This is a genomic window from Luteibacter sp. 9135, from assembly GCF_000745005.1.
GTDB lineage: Bacteria > Pseudomonadota > Gammaproteobacteria > Xanthomonadales > Rhodanobacteraceae > Luteibacter.
In genome coordinates this window covers 1,960,757-1,976,474 of the sequence record NZ_JQNB01000001.1, presented here as the reverse complement: position 1 = coordinate 1,976,474, position 15,718 = coordinate 1,960,757, and the positions used below count along the sequence as shown (strand labels likewise).

The window sequence follows — 15,718 nt, the reverse complement described above, 5'->3', positions numbered from 1 at the left end:
ATGCTTTCAGCCCAAGGCCTGCAAAAGCGTTTCCGCGCCCGCAAGGTGGTTCGCGACTTCGCTTTTTCCATCAGCGAAGGCGAGGTCGTCGGCCTGCTCGGTCCCAACGGTGCCGGCAAGACCACCTGCTTCTACATGGTGGTCGGTCTCATCCAGGCCGATGCCGGCGTGATCAAGCTCGACGAGAAGGACATCACCGGTCTGCCGATGCACGCGCGCGCCAAGCTGGGCATCGGCTACCTGCCCCAGGAAGCCTCGGTGTTCCGCCGGCTCAGCGTGTCGGACAACATCATGGCGGTGCTGGAACTGCGCGAGGGCATGACCCAGAAGCAGCGCGACGACGAACTGGACAGCCTGCTCGACGAACTGAAGATCGCCCACATCGCCGACCAGAAAGGCATCAGCCTGTCCGGTGGCGAGCGTCGACGTGTCGAGATCGCCCGCGCCCTGGCCGCACGGCCGCGCTACATGCTGCTGGATGAACCGTTCGCGGGCGTCGATCCCATCTCCGTGGGCGAGATCCAGCGCATCGTCCGTCACCTGAAGGAACGCGGCATCGGCGTGCTCATCACCGACCACAATGTCCGCGAGACCTTAGGCATCTGCGACCGCGCCTACATTCTCAACGACGGCGAGGTGCTCGCCCGCGGCACGCCGCAGCACATCCTCGCCGACGAGAAGGTCCGTGAGGTGTACCTGGGACGTGAATTCCGGATCTGATCCACGCCTGGGCGTGACGCGAATTCGGCCGGAACGTCCGGCCTGCGCGGATGCTGGTTGTGCACGTCGCATGGGGTTAGGATGCCATTGAACCCCTAACGCATCGCAGGCATGAAACCCGGACTCCAGTTTCGCCTCAACCAGCAGCTCACGCTGACGCCCCAACTGCAGCAGGCCATCCGCCTGCTGCAGTTGTCGCAGCTGGAGCTCGAAGCGGAGCTCCGCCAGATCGCCGAGGGCAACCCGCTGCTCGAGTTCGCCGAGGATGCCGAGGCGGAAGCCGATCCGGACGGCGAGTCCACGGACGGGCCGGACTTCGATAACGATTACCCGTCCCGCCAGGAAACCCCCAAGTCCGCCAAGGACGACGAGTCCACTGCCACCCCATCCGAAGAACTCGCGCCGGAATGGGAGGACGACCGCTTCCACGGCGAGGCGAGCGACTACGGTGGCAGCGCCTCCTCGCGAGCCAGCGGCGGGGGTGACGAGGACGGCTTCGAACCGCAGAACGCCGCGCCACAGAGCCTGCAGCAACACCTGGAGTGGCAGCTCAACCTGTCCCAGTTCTCGCCCCGCGACCACGCGATCGCCACGGCGATCATCCACGCGCTGGACGAGGACGGCTACCTGCGTGATGGCGTGGAGGCGGTGGAAGCCGCCCTGCCCGCCGAGCTGCGACCGGGCGTCGGCGAGATCGAAGCCGTGCGCCAGCGGGTGCAGCGCTTCGATCCCACCGGTATCGCCAGCCTCGACCTGCGCGACTGCCTGCTCTGCCAGTTATCCCAGTTCGCGGCGGAAACACCGTATCGCGACCTGGCGATCCGCATCGTCAACGAGGAACTGGAACTGCTGGCCCGCAACGACAGCGTCCGGATCGCCCGCAAGCTGAAGGCCGCCGAGGCCGACGTGGCCGCAGCGGCCGCACTGATCCGCAGCCTCGATCCGCGCCCCGGCGCGGCCCTGGATGCCACGCCCGTGGAATACGTCGCGCCCGACGTGTATGCACGGCGCGAGGGTGGTCGCTGGCACGTCAGCCTCAACCCCGACTCCCAGCCGCGGCTGGGCCTCAACCAGCACTATTGCAACCTGATCGCCCGAGCACGCGGCGACGATGCCACCTGGATGAAGGGACAGTTGCAGGAGGCCCGCTGGCTGCTGAAAAGCCTGCAATCCCGTGCGGAAACCCTGACCAAGGTCGCCGAGGTCATCGTCCGCCGGCAGAGCGCCTTCCTCGATTACGGCCCGGAAGCCATGCATCCGCTGGTGCTGCGCGAGGTGGCCGAAGAGGTGGGCATGCACGAATCGACCATCTCCCGGGTCACCACGCGCAAATACATGCACACCCCGCGCGGCACCTTCGAGCTGAAACACTTCTTTTCCAGCGGCGTCTCTACCGAAGACGGCGGCAGCGCCTCGGCCACGGCCATCCAGGCCATGCTGCGCAAGCTGATCACGGCCGAAGACGCCCGGCGCCCGCTGTCCGACCAGGCGCTGGCCGAAGAACTCCATCGACGCGGCATTCAGGTCGCTCGCCGTACGGTGGCCAAGTACCGGGAAGCGATGCGCATTCCCAGCTCCAGTGAACGCGTACGCGCAAGTTGAGAAACATCGGGGGGAACCCCATCGGCGCGTCACGGTCCCAGGAGTTCAGGCTTGAGGAACGGCACCCCCGTCGTTCCGATCCTGTCGCCCCACGGCGACACCCTCAGCAAGAAGGAGGCGTCATGCAAATCCAGATCAGCGGCCAGCACGTCCATATCACCCCCGCCCTGCGCGAGCGCGTGGAGCAGCAAGTCAGCCGCTTCGAACGCCTTTTCGACAACATCAAAGCCCTCGACGTGGTTCTTTCCGTCGACAAGAACGAACACAAGGCCGGTGGCACCCTGCACTGCGCTGGTACTCGCCTGCATGCCGAAGGGATTGCCCGCCTCGAAGACGACAACAAGGGTGACACCCTTTACTCGGCCATCGACGCCATGATCGGCAAACTGGCCGACCAGCTGCGCAAGCACAAGGAAAAACTGAAGGATCACCATAACAGCGAGGGCCGCGACGCGCGCGTCGCCAGCACCAGCTGACTCCACCGCCCGGCGGCAGCCCTCAGGCGCCGCCGGGCAAGCCACCGCGCGATTGATGGCACAATAGCCCCCTGGCCGGCGTTTTTTCTCGCCGGTCTTGCCATCCAAAGGGATCTCACGCGTGGACCGGCTCACCGCCAGACAACTCTTCGACGGCGTTTACGACCGCATGGCACTGCGCTGGGCCGCGGGCATGCGCGGTGAGTCGCGCGTGCTCGAGCCCAACGCCAAGCAGAGCCGCCGGCCCTCTCTGGTCGGCTACCTCAACGTCATCTATCCCAACAAGATCCAGATCATCGGCACCGAGGAGCTCAATTTCCTCGACGGGCTGGAGTCGCGCCAGCGCTGGGAAGTGATCCACAAGATCGCCGCCTATCAGCCGGCCGCGCTGATCGTGACGAAAGACCAGTCGATCCCCCCCGACCTTCGCGAGGTCGCGGAAGAAACCGACACCCCGCTCTGGCAGAGCACCAAACGCGGCCATGAGCTGCTCACCTACCTTCAGTACCACCTGGCCCGCACGCTGGCGCCCCGCGTCACCCTTCACGGCGTCTTCCTCGAGGTCTTCTCCATCGGCGTGCTCATCACCGGTGAGCCCGGCTCGGGCAAGAGCGAGCTCGCCCTCGAGTTGATCAGCCGCGGCCACCGGCTGGTGGCGGACGACGCCACCGAGTTCACGCTGATCGCTCCGGACGTGATCGACGGCGCCTGCCCCGAACTCCTGCAGGACCTGCTCGAGGTCCGCGGCCTGGGCGTGCTCAACATCCGCGAGATGTTCGGCCACACGGCGGTCAAGCCCTCCAAATACCTGCGCCTGGTCGTCCACCTCAAGCCGCTCACCTCCGGCGAGGACATCGACGGCATGACTCGCCTCACCGGCGATGTCAGCCGGCGCAACGTGCTGGACGTGGACGTCCCCAAGATCACCATCCCGGTCGCGCCCGGTCGCAACCTCGCCGTGCTGGTCGAGGCCGCCGTGCGCAACCACGTGCTCAAGAGCAAGGGCATCGATCCGGCACAGACCTTCATCGACCGCCAGGCGCACCAGATGCGCCGGCTACCGCCATGGTGACCGACATGAACGAGGACGTCATGAGCCCCATCGTCGAGCCCGAAGGCATCCACCTCGTGGTGCTCACGGGCATGTCCGGGGGCGGCAAAACCGTCGCCCTGCGCGCGCTGGAAGACCTCGAGTTCTACTGCGTCGACAACATGCCGGCGGAGCTGATCCCCCAGTTGGTCGCCGCCGTCAGCCAGGGCGAGCACGGTCCCCGGCGGCGCATCGCGGTCGGAGTGGACGTGCGCAATCGCCGCATCGATCTCTCGCGCATGCCCCATGTGCTTTCCGAGCTGTCCACGGCCGGGGTACACGTCCACCTCATCTTCCTGGACAGCCGCGACGACGTCCTCATCAAGCGTTATTCGGAAACACGCCGCCGCCACCCGCTGGCGGCGGAAAAACGCTCGCTGGCCGACTCCATCGCGGAAGAACGGCGCCTGTTGCGCCCGCTCGTGTCCATCGCCGAAAAGGTCATCGATTCCAGCGACCTCAACGTCCACCAGCTGCGCCGCCTGTTCGCCACCGGCTACGCGGCCGCCTCGGACGGCACCACCCTTCTGTTCGAGTCCTTCGCCTACCGCCGCGGGCTGCCGTCGGATGCCGATTTCGTCTTCGACGCCCGCTGCCTGCCCAACCCCCACTGGGATCCTCGCCTGCGGCCGTTTTCCGGCCGCGACCTGCCGGTGCGCGAATTCCTCGACGCCAATCCACTCGTGGGCGAGTACTATGCCGACGTCGCCCGTTGGCTCGACACCTGGCTGCCGCGCTTCGAGGGCGAGGACCGCAGCTACGTCACGGTGTCGATCGGCTGCACCGGCGGACGACACCGGTCGGTCTACATGGTCGAGAAGCTGGCACAGCATTTCCGCTCGGAACGCGGCAACGTACTTACCTTCCATCGCGAGCTCGAGTGACCCCATGACCCAGCCCAAGCCAGTGCGAGTACCCGGGCCATGAGCGTCGGTGTGCTCCTCATGACCCACGAAGCCGTCGGCAAGGCTCTGATCTCGGCTGCCCGCCACGTCATGCCCAAGCTGCCCATGGACGTCGACGCGGTCGAAGTCCCGCCCAGTTCCGATCCGGACGTCATGCGCACGCTCACCGCCAAGCACGCCCGCGACCTGGACCACGGCGACGGTGTACTCGTGCTTGCCGACCTCTACGGCGCCACGCCATGCAATATCGGCTTGTCGCTGAGCGAACTGGGCGTCCACCTCCGCTGCGTGTCGGGGCTCAACCTGCCCATGCTGCTGCGCGTACTCAACTATTCGGAAAAATCGCTGACCGAACTGGCCGAAATAGCGGCCAGTGGCGGTCGCGGCGGGATCTTCATCGACCATGCTTGAACGGGACATCGTGGTATCCAATCGGCTGGGCCTGCACGCGCGCGCCTCTGCCAAGCTCGTGCAACTGGTGGCTGGGTTCAAGTCCACGGTCTGGCTCATCAGCAAGGGCCGTGAAGTGAATGCGCAGAGCATCATGGGCGTGATGATGCTGGCCGCCGGCATGGGCACCTCGCTCACCGTGCGCGCCGAAGGCGACGACGCGGAGGCCGCGCTGGCCGCCGTGGTCGACCTGTTCGAGCGCAAGTTCGACGAAGGCGCCTGATCCATGACCCATCACGCGCGCAGCGTCAGCCCCCCATGAGGTACCTGCTGACCGGTACGCAAGCCGCCCGGGGCATGGCCCTGGGTCGTGCGCGCCTGGTCCAGCCGAGCATCTACGCCGTCGACACGCGAATGCTCGAGGACACCGAAGTCGCCCCGGAAATCGATCGCCTGCACAAGGCGATCGACAGCGCGCGTACGGAACTGCGCGAGCTGCGCGGCAAACTGCACGGCGCGCTCGCCCGCGAGGTGGGCGACTTCATCGACGCCCACAGCCTTCTGCTGGACGACCAGGAGCTGCTGCGCGGCCTGGACGAACTGGTATCCGTCGGCCACTACACCGCCAGCGCCGCGCTCAAGATGCAGCGCGATCGCCTCGCGGCCGTGTTCGACGCGATGAACGACCCCTACCTGAAGAGCCGCGGCGAAGATATCGACCAGGTCATCGGACGCGTGATGTCCGCGCTGCTCCAACAGTCCAGCCGGGAGGAGCGTAAGCTGGCCGCGCGCGTCGGCGAAATCATCGTCAGCGACACCGTCGCACCGGCAGACATGGCGAGCATGGCGGGCCAAGGCATGCTCGGCGTCATCGCCAGCGCCGGCAGCATCTATTCGCACAGCGCCATCCTGGCGCGCAGCTTCAACCTGCCCATGGTGGTCGGGACCAAGGACGCGCTGGCGACGATCAACGACGACGACCTCGTGCTGATCGACGCCGAGCACGGCGAGGTCATCGTTCACCCCACCGCGCAGGATCTCGCCCGCTATCGGCAATGGCAGCGCCAGGCCGCCGCGGAAGGCCGGCGCCTGGCCGCGCTGGCCACCGCGCCGACACATACGCGCGATGGCGCCCACGTGCGGCTCTAATGCCAACGCGGAGCTGACTAGCGACGTCACCCTCGCCCGTTCCCGCGGCGCCGATGGCGTCGGCCTGTACCGTTCCGAATTCCTGTTCCTGCGCCAGCGTGGCCTGCCCTCCGAGGAGGAACAGTTCGTCGCCTACCGCGACGTGGTACTCGGCATGGGCGGCTTGCCCGTCACCATCCGCACGCTGGACCTGGGCGCCGACAAGGCGGATTCCGCTGGCCTGGCCATCCGAGGCGAGGACAACCCGGCCCTGGGCGTGCGTGGCGTGCGCCTGTCGCTGCGCTATCCCGACATTTTCAGCGTGCAGCTGCGCGCCATCCTGCGCGCGGCCTGCTACGGCCCCGTGCGTATCCTCGTACCGATGATCACGCACCTGGGCGAGATGACCGAGGTGCGCCGGCTGGTCAAGAAGGCCCGAGAGGACCTGGCCCGCGCCGGTCACGAGTTGCCCGAACGGATCGACCTGGGCGCCATGATCGAGGTACCGGCCGCCGCCATCGGCGTCACCTCCATCCTCGAGAAAGCAGACTTCCTGGCCATCGGCACCAACGACCTAGCCCAGTACGTGCTGGCGGCGGATCGCAACAACGATGCCCTGGAAGGTATTTACGATCCCCTGCAACCGGCCTTCCTGCGCCTGATCGCGCACGTCATCGCCAGCGCGCGTAGGGCTAAGAAGCCCGTCAGCCTGTGCGGCGAGATCGCCGGCGACACCCGCTTCACCGCCCTGCTCCTGGCCATGGGCCTGGAAGAATTCAGCATGCATCCCGGCCAGCTGCTCCAGGTGCGCGACCGGCTCACGCAGCTGGACTGCCGCGCCCTGCGTCGCGCCGCGCCGCAGTTGTTCCGCGCGCACACACGCGATGAGGTCGAGGCGAGGTTGCTCGAAGTCGAGGCATTGCAGGACGCCTGCCCGTCAGACTGACGACGCCACACCCGGCATCACCTCCGACCGTGTCTGACCCCAAGCCCGGCACACTGTAGGAGCCGACGATGTCGGCGAACCCTCAACCTACCTATCGCGAATGAGGGAGGACCGTTTGCACGGGCGAGCGTTTCGACGTCCGGTCATTCGCTTCGTTTTGTGCTGAAAACGCCTGCACGATGGGGGTGCATGGCTTCCTTCGGTATCGATTGGGTTGAGGGTTCGCGGACATCGTCCGCTCCTACACACGGCACCATGCCGTGGTGCATCCCATGTCGTGATGGGGTGCCGGCCGCGAGGCCTTGATGTGTGTCCGTGTTGCGATGGTGTGCATGACGCACAAAAAAAAGGGGCCACGATGTCTCGTGACCCCTTTTCATGACAGCAACGATCGTTAGCGGACGTTACGCCGCGCGCACCGCCTTCATCTGTTCCGCATTGCGAATCACATTGGCGCGCAGTTCCTCGGTGTCGAAATCGTCCACCGCGATGAACTCCGCCACGCCATCACGCACACGCTGCAGCAGTTCGCGCTCGGCAGCATTGATGGCGCCCATCTTCTCCGCCTCGGCCAGTTGCTCGTTGTACGTGTGTGCCTTCAGCTGGCCACCCTTGAGCGCCTTGACGAACTTGCGCTCCACCGGCTCGGCGGCGATGACATCGGGCAGCAGCGCGTTCATGCGACCCACGGTGTTGTTTGCCGTAGGCGTCGTGTAGCTCCAGGTGGTAAGGCGGTCGCGGGCTTCGCTGGGAGCGGTGATCAGCGCGGCGACGCGACGACCCAGGCGATCCGACGGCGGCACTTCGCGCCGACCGAACGGGAAGACGAGGGCCCGCAGCAGCCAGGCCACCGGGCGCACGGGGAAGTTGCGGATCACGCCGTCCAGCGCCATCTGCATGTTCCACACGCACTGGTGGAACGCCCAGGCCAGCAGCGGACGGTCGGATTCCGGCCGACCTGTGTCCTCGTAGCGCTTGAGCATCGCACTGGCGATGTACAGGTACGACAGCACGTCACCCAGACGAGCCGACAGCTTCTCCTTGAATTTCAGCTTGCCGCCAAGCACGCCCATGGCGACGTCCGCACACAGCGCCAGCGCCGCCGAGTAGCGGTTGAGCTTGCGGTAGTAGCGGCGCGTGTAGGCGTCACCGGCGGTGTCACCGATCTTCGCGGCCGTGATGCCCAGCACGAAGCTGCGCACCGCATTGGAGATGCCGAAGCCGATATGACCGAACAGTGCCTTGTCGAAGGTCTTCAGGCGCTCGCGGTAGTCGGCGATGCCCAGCGCCTGCATTTCCTTCAGCACGTAAGGATGGCAGCGGATGGCACCCTGACCGAAGATCATCAGGCTGCGCGTCATGATGTTCGCGCCTTCCACCGTGATGGCGATGGGCACCGACTGCCAGCCGCGACCCATGTAGTTCTTCGGGCCGAGGATGACGCCCTTGCCACCGTGCACGTCCATCGCGTCGGAGGCGATCTGGCGGCACCATTCCGTGGCGTGGTACTTGGCGATGGCCGACGGGACGGCGGGCTTTTCACCGCGGTCCACGGCAGCGGCCGTGGCACGCGACAGCGCCTGCATGGCATAGGTGAGCCCACCGATCCGGGCCAGTGCTTCCTCCACGCCCTCGAACCGGCCGATGGCCAGGCCGAACTGCTTGCGCATGCGCGCATACGAGCCCGTGGCCGATACCGCCATGCGCGACGCACCCGTGGCGTTCGACGGCAGCGAGATGGCGCGGCCCACCGACAGGCACTCGACCAGCATGCGCCAGCCCTGGCCGGCCATGTGCGGGCCACCGATCAGCACCGACAACGGCACGAACATGTCCTTGCCGTGCACCGGGCCGTTCTGGAACGGCGTGTTCAACGGAAAATGGCGGCGGCCGATCTCCAGCCCCGGGGTTTCGCGCGGCAGCAGCGCCAGCGTGATGCCAAGGTCTTCCTTGTCGCCCAGCAGCTTGTCCGGGTCGTACATACGAAAGGCCAGGCCGACGATGGTCGCCACCGGCGCCAGCGTGATGTAACGCTTGTCGAAGGTGAGGCGGATGCCGACCGTCTCTTCGCCGTTCCACACGCCCTTGGTGACGATGCCGAAGTCGGGGATGGAGGTGGCATCGGAACCCGCGTAGGGACCCGTCAGCGCAAAGCAGGGAATTTCACGGCCATCGGCCAGGCGCGGCAGGTAATGGTTCTTCTGCTCGTCGCTGCCGTAATGCATCAGCAGTTCGCCAGGCCCAAGCGAGTTGGGCACGGCGACGGTGGACGCCACCGTCTGCGACATGCTGGACAGCTTCTGCAGCACCGCCGAATGGGCCAGCGCCGAGAAGCCAAGGCCACCGTAGCTCTTGGGAATGATCATGCCGAAGAACTTGTTCTTCTTGATGAACTCCCAGACGTTCGGCGGCAGGTCGGCCAGCTCGTGGGTGATCTGCCAGTCGTCGATCATGCTGCACAGTTCCTCGACCGGGCCATCGAGGAAGGCCTGTTCCTCGACCGACAGTTCAGGGCGCGGCTGGCGCAGCAGTTCGGACCACGCCGGCTTGCCCGAGAACAACTGGCCCTCGAAACCGACGGTGCCTGCCTCGAGCGCGGTCTGTTCGGTGTCCGACAGTTTCGGGGTGACCTTGGCGAAGAGGGACAGCAGCGGCGCACTGATCTTCTTGCGACGGAAGTCCACCATCATCAGCGGCGCGGCGACGAGGGCCAGCAGGATGAGCAGGACCACGGTGGTCACCGGCGCGCCGGCAAGCACGCCGACCACGAGGATGGTCACGCCCGTGGCGATGGCCCACGTCTTCAGGGACGTGCGGTGGTAAGCACAGGCACCGGAGGCGATGAGCGCCGCCAGCACAACCAGGATCGCAGACATCGGAATCACCTCGTTACAGTCGAACTACGGAAAAGGGTATCGGGTACGGCGTGGAGCGTTTCAGAGGGTACGCAGGAACAGGGCGATCTCGCGCGTGAACGCATCGTTGGCATCCCCCGCCACCATATGGGTTGCCCCGGGAAGGCTGACATGTCGCGCGTGCGGCACCAGCCGGAGAAATTCCTCCACCGTCTGGCAGGAGACGACATCGCTGCGGGCACCCGACAACAGCAGCACCGGCACACTGACCCGCGCCGCCGCTTCGAACAACTGCGGCTGGTAGCGTTCGCTCTCGGCCACCATGCCGTCGAGCAGTGCCGGGTCCCAGTGCCAGCGCAGCCGGCCGTCTTCGCCCCGGCGCAGCAGCGGCGCCAGCTGCGTCGCCGTCTTGCGCTCACGACGCTGGGGCAGGTACGCCTCGATGGCCGAGGCCGCCTCGTCGTAACTGGCGAAGCCGTGGGGGTGGGCGCGCATGAAGCCGAGGATACGTTCCACCCCCGCGGTTTCCCACCGCGGAGTGATATCGACGAGCACGAGCGCCGAGAACGGCGCAGCCCCGGACGATCCGCCCGCCGCGGCGAGGCCCAGCAGGCCGCCCATCGACGCGCCCACCAGAACCGGAGGCCGACCGTCCGGCGAAGCGGAGGCCGCCACGACCAGCAGGTCGTCCACGAACTGCTGCATGTGGTATTCGCCGCGAGGCAGGCGGTCGCTCTCGCCGTGACCCCGGGCATCGAACGTGGTGCTGCCGAAGCCTTGCTCCGCCAGGGCCACCGCGGCGCCGGTCCAGGCATGGCGCGTCTGGCCGAAGCCGTGGGCGAACAGCAGGCTCGGCGAGCGGTGCCCTATCCTGCGCTCGATCGCCAGCGCCACCCCGTCCATGGAGACGAGGCGTGTCGGGGTCGGGCAGGCAGAAAGGACATCGGCAACCATACGGTAGAGTATGTGGGCGTCGGGCGGGTGCGTCAATACGCCCGCGTACGGTCATGCAATGGCTTCCAAGTCAAGGTCTTATGCAACACATCCTAAAGCCCCCGGATTGCAAACCGCGGCGGCTCCGCTACCATGCGGCGATGAACGACGGTGCCAAGAACGAACGAGTCCGCCTCTCTGCCGAAGACTGGGAAGACGGCGCGCTGGCCCTTATCGCCGAACAGGGCGTGGGCGCCCTCGCGGTGGAAGCCCTTGCGCGCCGGCTCGGCGTCACCAAGGGCAGCTTCTACTGGCACTTCCGCACGCGCGAGGCGCTGCTGCAGGCGGCCCTGGAGCGCTGGGAGGAATACGGCGAACGCGAGGTGCTCGCGGAGATCGAGCGCATTCCCGACCCGCTCAAGCGCTTTCCCGAGCTGTTCCGGCGGGTGGCTCACGAGATGCAGCCGCATCGCGTCTATGCGGCCCTGTTGAAGGCATTGGATCATCCACAGGTGGTCCCGGTCATGTCGCGCGTCTCCCAGCGCCGGATGGAGTTCCTGACCCGGCTCTACAGTGAGGCCGGGCTGGACCCGGTAGTCGCCCTGCATCGCTCGCGCCTCACCTACGCGGCTTATGTCGGCTTCCTGCAGCTCAACTTCACGCTCGGCCTGCCCCGCCTCAGTCATGAGGAATTCGATGCCTATGTCGAGCACATGATCGCCACGCTGACGCCGGCGCACGTCAACGACTGATCGCGCATGAATGGCATGGTGCGGTTTTGCTGCGCCGTGCCTTGCCAATACCACGCATCGCAAACTACTGTCTCCATGGACTTTTACTGGAGACCATGACGGATGCGTTTGGACGGCAGTTCCCTGGAAGCACTGAATCGATGGGTCGACGAGGCCGCCCGCCTCACCTGCCCCGCGTCCATCCACTGGTGCGACGGCTCCGATGCCGAGTACGCCGGACTGGTCCGCACCATGCTCGACAGCGGCGATCTGCTGCCGCTGAACGAGGCGAGCAACCCGCGTAGCTACCTGCACCGCTCGCATCCGTCGGACGTGGCGCGCGTCGAACACCTCACCTTCGTCTGCACCCCCGAGCAGGACGATGCCGGCCCGAACAACCACTGGATGGCGCCTGCGGAAGCGCACGCCAAGATCGATGCTTTGTTCGAAGGCGCGATGCGTGGACGCACGATGTACGTCATCCCCTATTGCATGGGCCCGATCGACTCGCCGCTCTCGCGCTGCGGCGTAGAAATCACCGACAGCCCCTACGTCGTCGCCAACATGCGCATCATGACCCGCATGGGTGCGCCCGCCCTGGCACGCATCGAACGCGAAGGCCGCTTCGTGAAGGGCCTGCATTCCACGGGCGACCTGGACCCGGAACGCCGCTTCATCATGCATTTCCCCGAGGAACTGTCGATCAAGTCGATCGGTTCCGGCTACGGCGGCAACGCGCTGCTCGGCAAGAAATGCCATGCGCTGCGTATCGCCAGTCACCAGGCACGCCGTGAGGGCTGGCTCGCCGAGCACATGCTCATCGTCGGCGTGGAAAACCCGCAAGGCGAAAAGCATTACATCGCGGCGGCGTTCCCGTCGGCCTGCGGCAAGACCAACCTGGCCATGCTGATTCCCGCCGACGGCTACCGACAGGCCGGCTGGAAGGTCTGGACCGTCGGCGACGATATCTGCTGGATGACACCCGGCTCCGATGGACGCCTCTGGGCGATCAATCCCGAAGCGGGTTACTTCGGGGTGGCGCCCGGCACCGGCGCGGGAACCAACCCCAACGCGCTGGCCACCCTGGGCCACGATGCGATCTTCACCAACGTCGCCCTCACCGCCGACCAGCGTCCCTGGTGGGAAGGCCTCGGCGAAGGCGAGCCGGCCACCGACTGGCAGGGCCGCCCGTTCGACGCCGCCCACGGTCCGGCCGCCCATCCCAATTCCCGCTTCACGGTCAGCGCCAGGCAATGCCCCAGCTGGGCGCCGGAGTCGGAGGACGCCGCCGGCGTGCCGATCTCGGCCATCGTCTTCGGTGGCCGCCGTCCGTCCCTGGTGCCGCTGGTATTCGAAGCCCGCGACTGGGTGCACGGCGTGCTGGTGGGGGCCGCGATGGGCTCGGAAACCACGGCTGCCGCCACGGGCGCCGTGGGCGTGCTCCGCCGCGACTCCATGGCGATGAAGCCCTTCTGCGGCTACAACTTCGCCGACTACTTCGCCCACTGGCTGTCGTTCGACAAGCCCGGTGCCAGGCTGCCGCGGATCTTCCACGTCAACTGGTTCCGCAAGGATGCCGAAGGCCGCTTCATGTGGCCGGGCTACGGCGAGAACATGCGCGTGCTGGACTGGATGATCCAGCGCGTCACGGGCAAGGCCCAGGGCGTCGAGACGGCGATCGGGGTCGTACCCGCCGCTGGGGAACTCAACACCGATGGCTTGTCGCTCAAGCCCGGCGCGCTGGACGACCTGCTCCATGTGGACGTGGAGGGATGGACCGAGGAACTTCGCGCCATCGGACTCTATCTGGACGGCTTCGGCGAGCGTATGCCGTCGCGACTGAAGGCCGAACGCACCCGCGTCAGCGACGCGCTCGATGCCGCGCTGGAGCGCAAGGCGACCAACGTCGCCTGATCGTTAAACCGTTTCGCCCTTGCCGGCATCCAAGCTGGCAAGATGAATGCCCTATGCCTCACCGCCACCGCCCTGATGCCGTCTGAGCCGCCCGTCGTCGCGACCACCGACGACGCGGTGGTCCGAGCGGCGATCGCCGGCGACCGCAAGGCCTTCGAGACGCTGTATCGCCGCCACGCCGATCGCGTCTACGGCGCCGTTCTGCGGCTGGCCGCGTTCGACCATGCCCGTGCCGAAGACCTCACCCAGGAGGCGTTCGTCCGGGCCTGGCAGAAACTGGACGGCTTCCGCTTCGAAAGCGCCTTCGGCACCTGGGTCTACCGGCTGGCCGTCAATGTGGCGCTGATGTCCATACGCGCCCGCAACGCCGATCCGGTCAGCATCATGGACGACGACCACCTGCCGGACATCATGTCCACCGACAATCCCGTGCGCGCCGTCGAGCGCGACGAACTCGAAAAAGCCATCGCCGCGCTTCCGCCGCGCGCACGCGCCGTGTTGGTACTGCACGACGTGGAAGGCTGGAAACACGAAGAGATCTCCATCGAGCTGGGTATGGCGGTGGGGTCCTCCAAGGCTCAGTTGCACCGTGCGCGCGGGCTGCTCCGCCGCGTCCTGGGAGACACACCATGAACGAACTCGATTACCTGCGCCAGATGCGCTCGCTCAACCGCCCGGTCACGCCGCATCGCGACCTCTGGGCCGACATCGACGCGCGGCTGGACGAGTCGACCGCGCGCGCCGCCCTCGCCCCCCGGCGCCGACGCGCGCAGCCCTGGCTGATGGCCGCCGCCATCGCCGGCGTCGCCGTACTGGGTGGCGGCCTCGGCCTGCACCTGGTCGGGCCGGCAGGCGGCGATGGCCTGGCCAGCCGGCAGGTCTGGAAGCCCAGCGATCCTCGCCTGTCCGGCGCCGCGGTCGAACTCGACGCTGCCCACATGGAGCTGACCCAAGCCATTCAGGACTCCCCCGAATCCCCTGCGCTGCAGCGACTGCTGCTGCGTACCGAACGCCAGCGCGATCGCCTGCGCAATCTCGAAAAGCAAGCCGGCTAAACACGTACAGCCAGGACACCCCCATGAAAACGCTCTATCTCACTCCCCTGCTGCTGGCGTTCTCGATCGGTCAGGCCATAGCCTCGACCCCGATCAACCTGTCGAAAGACATTCGACCCGACGCCAAGGTCACCATCGACAACGTCAAGGGCGAGGTCACCGTCACCGCCTGGGACAAGAACCAGATCCAGGTGTCCGGCACCCTCGGCGACGGCGCCCGCCCGCTGGAGATCGACGGCGACAATCGCGAGGTCGATATCCATGTCGAAGGCGACGAAAAGAAGGGCAACTGGCTCAGCTGGGGCAACGACACCCGCATGCAGCCCACCGTGCTCAACATCCGCGTGCCGCGCTCGGTGTCGGTGTCCATCAACGTGGTCAGCGCGCCGGTGAGCATGGACGGCCTGGATGGCGGCAAGATCGATGTCGATTCCGTGAGCGGAAGGGTCCGCGCCAATCTGCGCTCTCCCGAAGTCACCATGCAGACCGTCAGTGGCACCATCGACCTCGCCGGCCGAGCGGGCAAGGCCGATCTACAGACCGTATCGGGCGATATCACCGCCCCCTCGGTCACCGACCGCGTCGAGGCGCAGACCGTCTCCGGCCGGATGACCGTCGGCGGCGGCGCCTGGAAAGAGGCCAATTTCAGCACCGTCTCGGGCGATACCCAAGTTACCGGCGGCCTGGTCCGGGACGGCAAGCTCACCGTCGATTCCATGAGCGGCGACGTGCAGATCCAGCTTCCGGGCGACACCTCCGCCCGGCTGGAAGCATCGACGTTCAGTGGCGACCTGCGCAGCGATTTCGGCACGCCGTCCAAGGGTGAGGATGGCCCGGGCAAGGAACTGAAAACCACGATCGGCAGCGGCAATGGCACCATCCACGTGGAGTCGTTCAGCGGTGATGTGCGGATTCGTGGGCAGGGGCGCTGAGGGGGTGGGGCATTGGAGTTTTGAGGTGTTGGCGTCTTGAG

Annotated in this window: 14 protein-coding genes and 1 pseudogene; 13 read left to right on the top strand and 2 right to left on the bottom strand. The window is 66.5% G+C overall.

Features of this window, described 5'->3' with window-relative positions:
• The 8 genes and pseudogenes from lptB to ptsP all read left to right on the top strand — a co-directional run bounded on the left by lptB (position 1) and on the right by ptsP (position 7,257).
• The gene (lptB, locus tag FA89_RS08440) at positions 1 to 720 is read left to right on the top strand and encodes an LPS export ABC transporter ATP-binding protein (RefSeq protein WP_036140027.1); all 720 of its coding nucleotides are present in this window, start codon (positions 1 to 3) and stop codon (positions 718 to 720) included.
• A gap of 111 nt (positions 721 to 831) precedes the next feature.
• Positions 832 to 2,322, top strand: coding sequence for an RNA polymerase factor sigma-54 (locus tag FA89_RS08435; protein WP_036140026.1), 1,491 nt, complete (start codon positions 832 to 834; stop codon positions 2,320 to 2,322).
• A gap of 122 nt (positions 2,323 to 2,444) precedes the next feature.
• Positions 2,445 to 2,798, top strand: coding sequence for a ribosome hibernation-promoting factor, HPF/YfiA family (gene hpf / locus FA89_RS08430; protein ID WP_036140025.1), 354 nt, complete (start codon positions 2,445 to 2,447; stop codon positions 2,796 to 2,798).
• A gap of 169 nt (positions 2,799 to 2,967) precedes the next feature.
• Positions 2,968 to 3,870, top strand: coding sequence for an HPr(Ser) kinase/phosphatase (gene hprK / locus FA89_RS08425; RefSeq protein ID WP_051939046.1), 903 nt, complete (start codon positions 2,968 to 2,970; stop codon positions 3,868 to 3,870).
• Positions 3,871 to 3,875: 5 nt separating this feature from the next.
• Positions 3,876 to 4,772: an RNase adapter RapZ gene (gene rapZ / locus FA89_RS08420; protein WP_036143939.1), complete on the top strand. Its 897-nt coding sequence runs from the start codon at positions 3,876 to 3,878 to the stop codon at positions 4,770 to 4,772.
• Between the two features lie 39 nt (positions 4,773 to 4,811).
• Positions 4,812 to 5,204, top strand: coding sequence for a PTS fructose IIA component family protein (locus tag FA89_RS08415; RefSeq protein ID WP_036140022.1), 393 nt, complete (start codon positions 4,812 to 4,814; stop codon positions 5,202 to 5,204).
• Complete coding sequence (locus tag FA89_RS08410) at positions 5,197 to 5,466, top strand: HPr family phosphocarrier protein (protein WP_036140020.1); 270 nt, start codon at positions 5,197 to 5,199, stop codon at positions 5,464 to 5,466. The genes FA89_RS08415 and FA89_RS08410 overlap by 8 nt, the downstream gene beginning before the upstream one ends.
• Before the next feature lie 35 nt (positions 5,467 to 5,501).
• Positions 5,502 to 7,257, top strand: a pseudogene (ptsP, locus tag FA89_RS08405) (phosphoenolpyruvate--protein phosphotransferase).
• Between the two features lie 404 nt (positions 7,258 to 7,661).
• Here ptsP and FA89_RS08400 read toward each other — a convergent pair.
• Both FA89_RS08400 and FA89_RS08395 read right to left on the bottom strand, forming a co-directional pair.
• Positions 7,662 to 10,133 carry an acyl-CoA dehydrogenase gene (locus FA89_RS08400; protein ID WP_036140018.1) on the bottom strand — a complete coding sequence of 824 codons (2,472 nt, stop codon included), beginning with the start codon at positions 10,131 to 10,133 and terminating at the stop codon, positions 7,662 to 7,664.
• Positions 10,134 to 10,193: 60 nt separating this feature from the next.
• Positions 10,194 to 11,066 carry an alpha/beta fold hydrolase gene (locus tag FA89_RS08395; RefSeq protein WP_036140016.1) on the bottom strand — a complete coding sequence of 291 codons (873 nt, stop codon included), beginning with the start codon at positions 11,064 to 11,066 and terminating at the stop codon, positions 10,194 to 10,196.
• Between the two features lie 140 nt (positions 11,067 to 11,206).
• Here FA89_RS08395 and FA89_RS08390 point away from each other — a divergent pair, with 140 nt between their 5' ends.
• The 5 genes from FA89_RS08390 (at position 11,207) to FA89_RS08370 (ending at position 15,677) form a co-directional block, all read left to right on the top strand.
• A complete protein-coding gene (locus tag FA89_RS08390; protein WP_036140014.1) occupies positions 11,207 to 11,797 on the top strand; it encodes a TetR/AcrR family transcriptional regulator in 591 nt (196 codons plus the stop codon).
• Positions 11,798 to 11,905: 108 nt separating this feature from the next.
• Positions 11,906 to 13,690, top strand: a complete 1,785-nt coding sequence (locus tag FA89_RS08385; protein ID WP_240003870.1) for a phosphoenolpyruvate carboxykinase (GTP) — start codon at positions 11,906 to 11,908, stop codon at positions 13,688 to 13,690.
• Positions 13,691 to 13,765: 75 nt separating this feature from the next.
• Entirely contained in the window at positions 13,766 to 14,323 is a 558-nt protein-coding gene (locus FA89_RS08380; protein WP_036143937.1) for an RNA polymerase sigma factor, read from the top strand.
• Positions 14,320 to 14,745, top strand: coding sequence for a hypothetical protein (locus FA89_RS08375; protein WP_036140008.1), 426 nt, complete (start codon positions 14,320 to 14,322; stop codon positions 14,743 to 14,745). Before FA89_RS08380 ends, FA89_RS08375 begins: the two co-directional genes overlap by 4 nt.
• Before the next feature lie 23 nt (positions 14,746 to 14,768).
• Positions 14,769 to 15,677, top strand: coding sequence for a DUF4097 family beta strand repeat-containing protein (locus FA89_RS08370; RefSeq protein ID WP_036140006.1), 909 nt, complete (start codon positions 14,769 to 14,771; stop codon positions 15,675 to 15,677).
• Positions 15,678 to 15,718: the final 41 nt, after the last annotated feature.

What these genes read in the sequence shown, in the direction of transcription:
- hprK (WP_051939046.1), top strand. Translation starts at nt 2,968, where the DNA reads ATGGCACTGCGCTGGGCCGCGGGCATGCGCGGTGAGTCGCGCGTGCTC.
- lptB (WP_036140027.1), top strand. Translation starts at nt 1, where the DNA reads ATGCTTTCAGCCCAAGGCCTGCAAAAGCGTTTCCGCGCCCGCAAGGTG.
- rapZ (WP_036143939.1), top strand. Translation starts at nt 3,876, where the DNA reads ATGAACGAGGACGTCATGAGCCCCATCGTCGAGCCCGAAGGCATCCAC.
- FA89_RS08390 (WP_036140014.1), top strand. Translation starts at nt 11,207, where the DNA reads ATGAACGACGGTGCCAAGAACGAACGAGTCCGCCTCTCTGCCGAAGAC.
- FA89_RS08410 (WP_036140020.1), top strand. Translation starts at nt 5,197, where the DNA reads ATGCTTGAACGGGACATCGTGGTATCCAATCGGCTGGGCCTGCACGCG.
- FA89_RS08375 (WP_036140008.1), top strand. Translation starts at nt 14,320, where the DNA reads ATGAACGAACTCGATTACCTGCGCCAGATGCGCTCGCTCAACCGCCCG.
- FA89_RS08395 (WP_036140016.1), bottom strand. Translation starts at nt 11,066, where the DNA reads ATGGTTGCCGATGTCCTTTCTGCCTGCCCGACCCCGACACGCCTCGTC.
- FA89_RS08415 (WP_036140022.1), top strand. Translation starts at nt 4,812, where the DNA reads ATGAGCGTCGGTGTGCTCCTCATGACCCACGAAGCCGTCGGCAAGGCT.
- FA89_RS08370 (WP_036140006.1), top strand. Translation starts at nt 14,769, where the DNA reads ATGAAAACGCTCTATCTCACTCCCCTGCTGCTGGCGTTCTCGATCGGT.
- FA89_RS08380 (WP_036143937.1), top strand. Translation starts at nt 13,766, where the DNA reads ATGCCGTCTGAGCCGCCCGTCGTCGCGACCACCGACGACGCGGTGGTC.
- FA89_RS08435 (WP_036140026.1), top strand. Translation starts at nt 832, where the DNA reads ATGAAACCCGGACTCCAGTTTCGCCTCAACCAGCAGCTCACGCTGACG.
- FA89_RS08400 (WP_036140018.1), bottom strand. Translation starts at nt 10,133, where the DNA reads ATGTCTGCGATCCTGGTTGTGCTGGCGGCGCTCATCGCCTCCGGTGCC.
- hpf (WP_036140025.1), top strand. Translation starts at nt 2,445, where the DNA reads ATGCAAATCCAGATCAGCGGCCAGCACGTCCATATCACCCCCGCCCTG.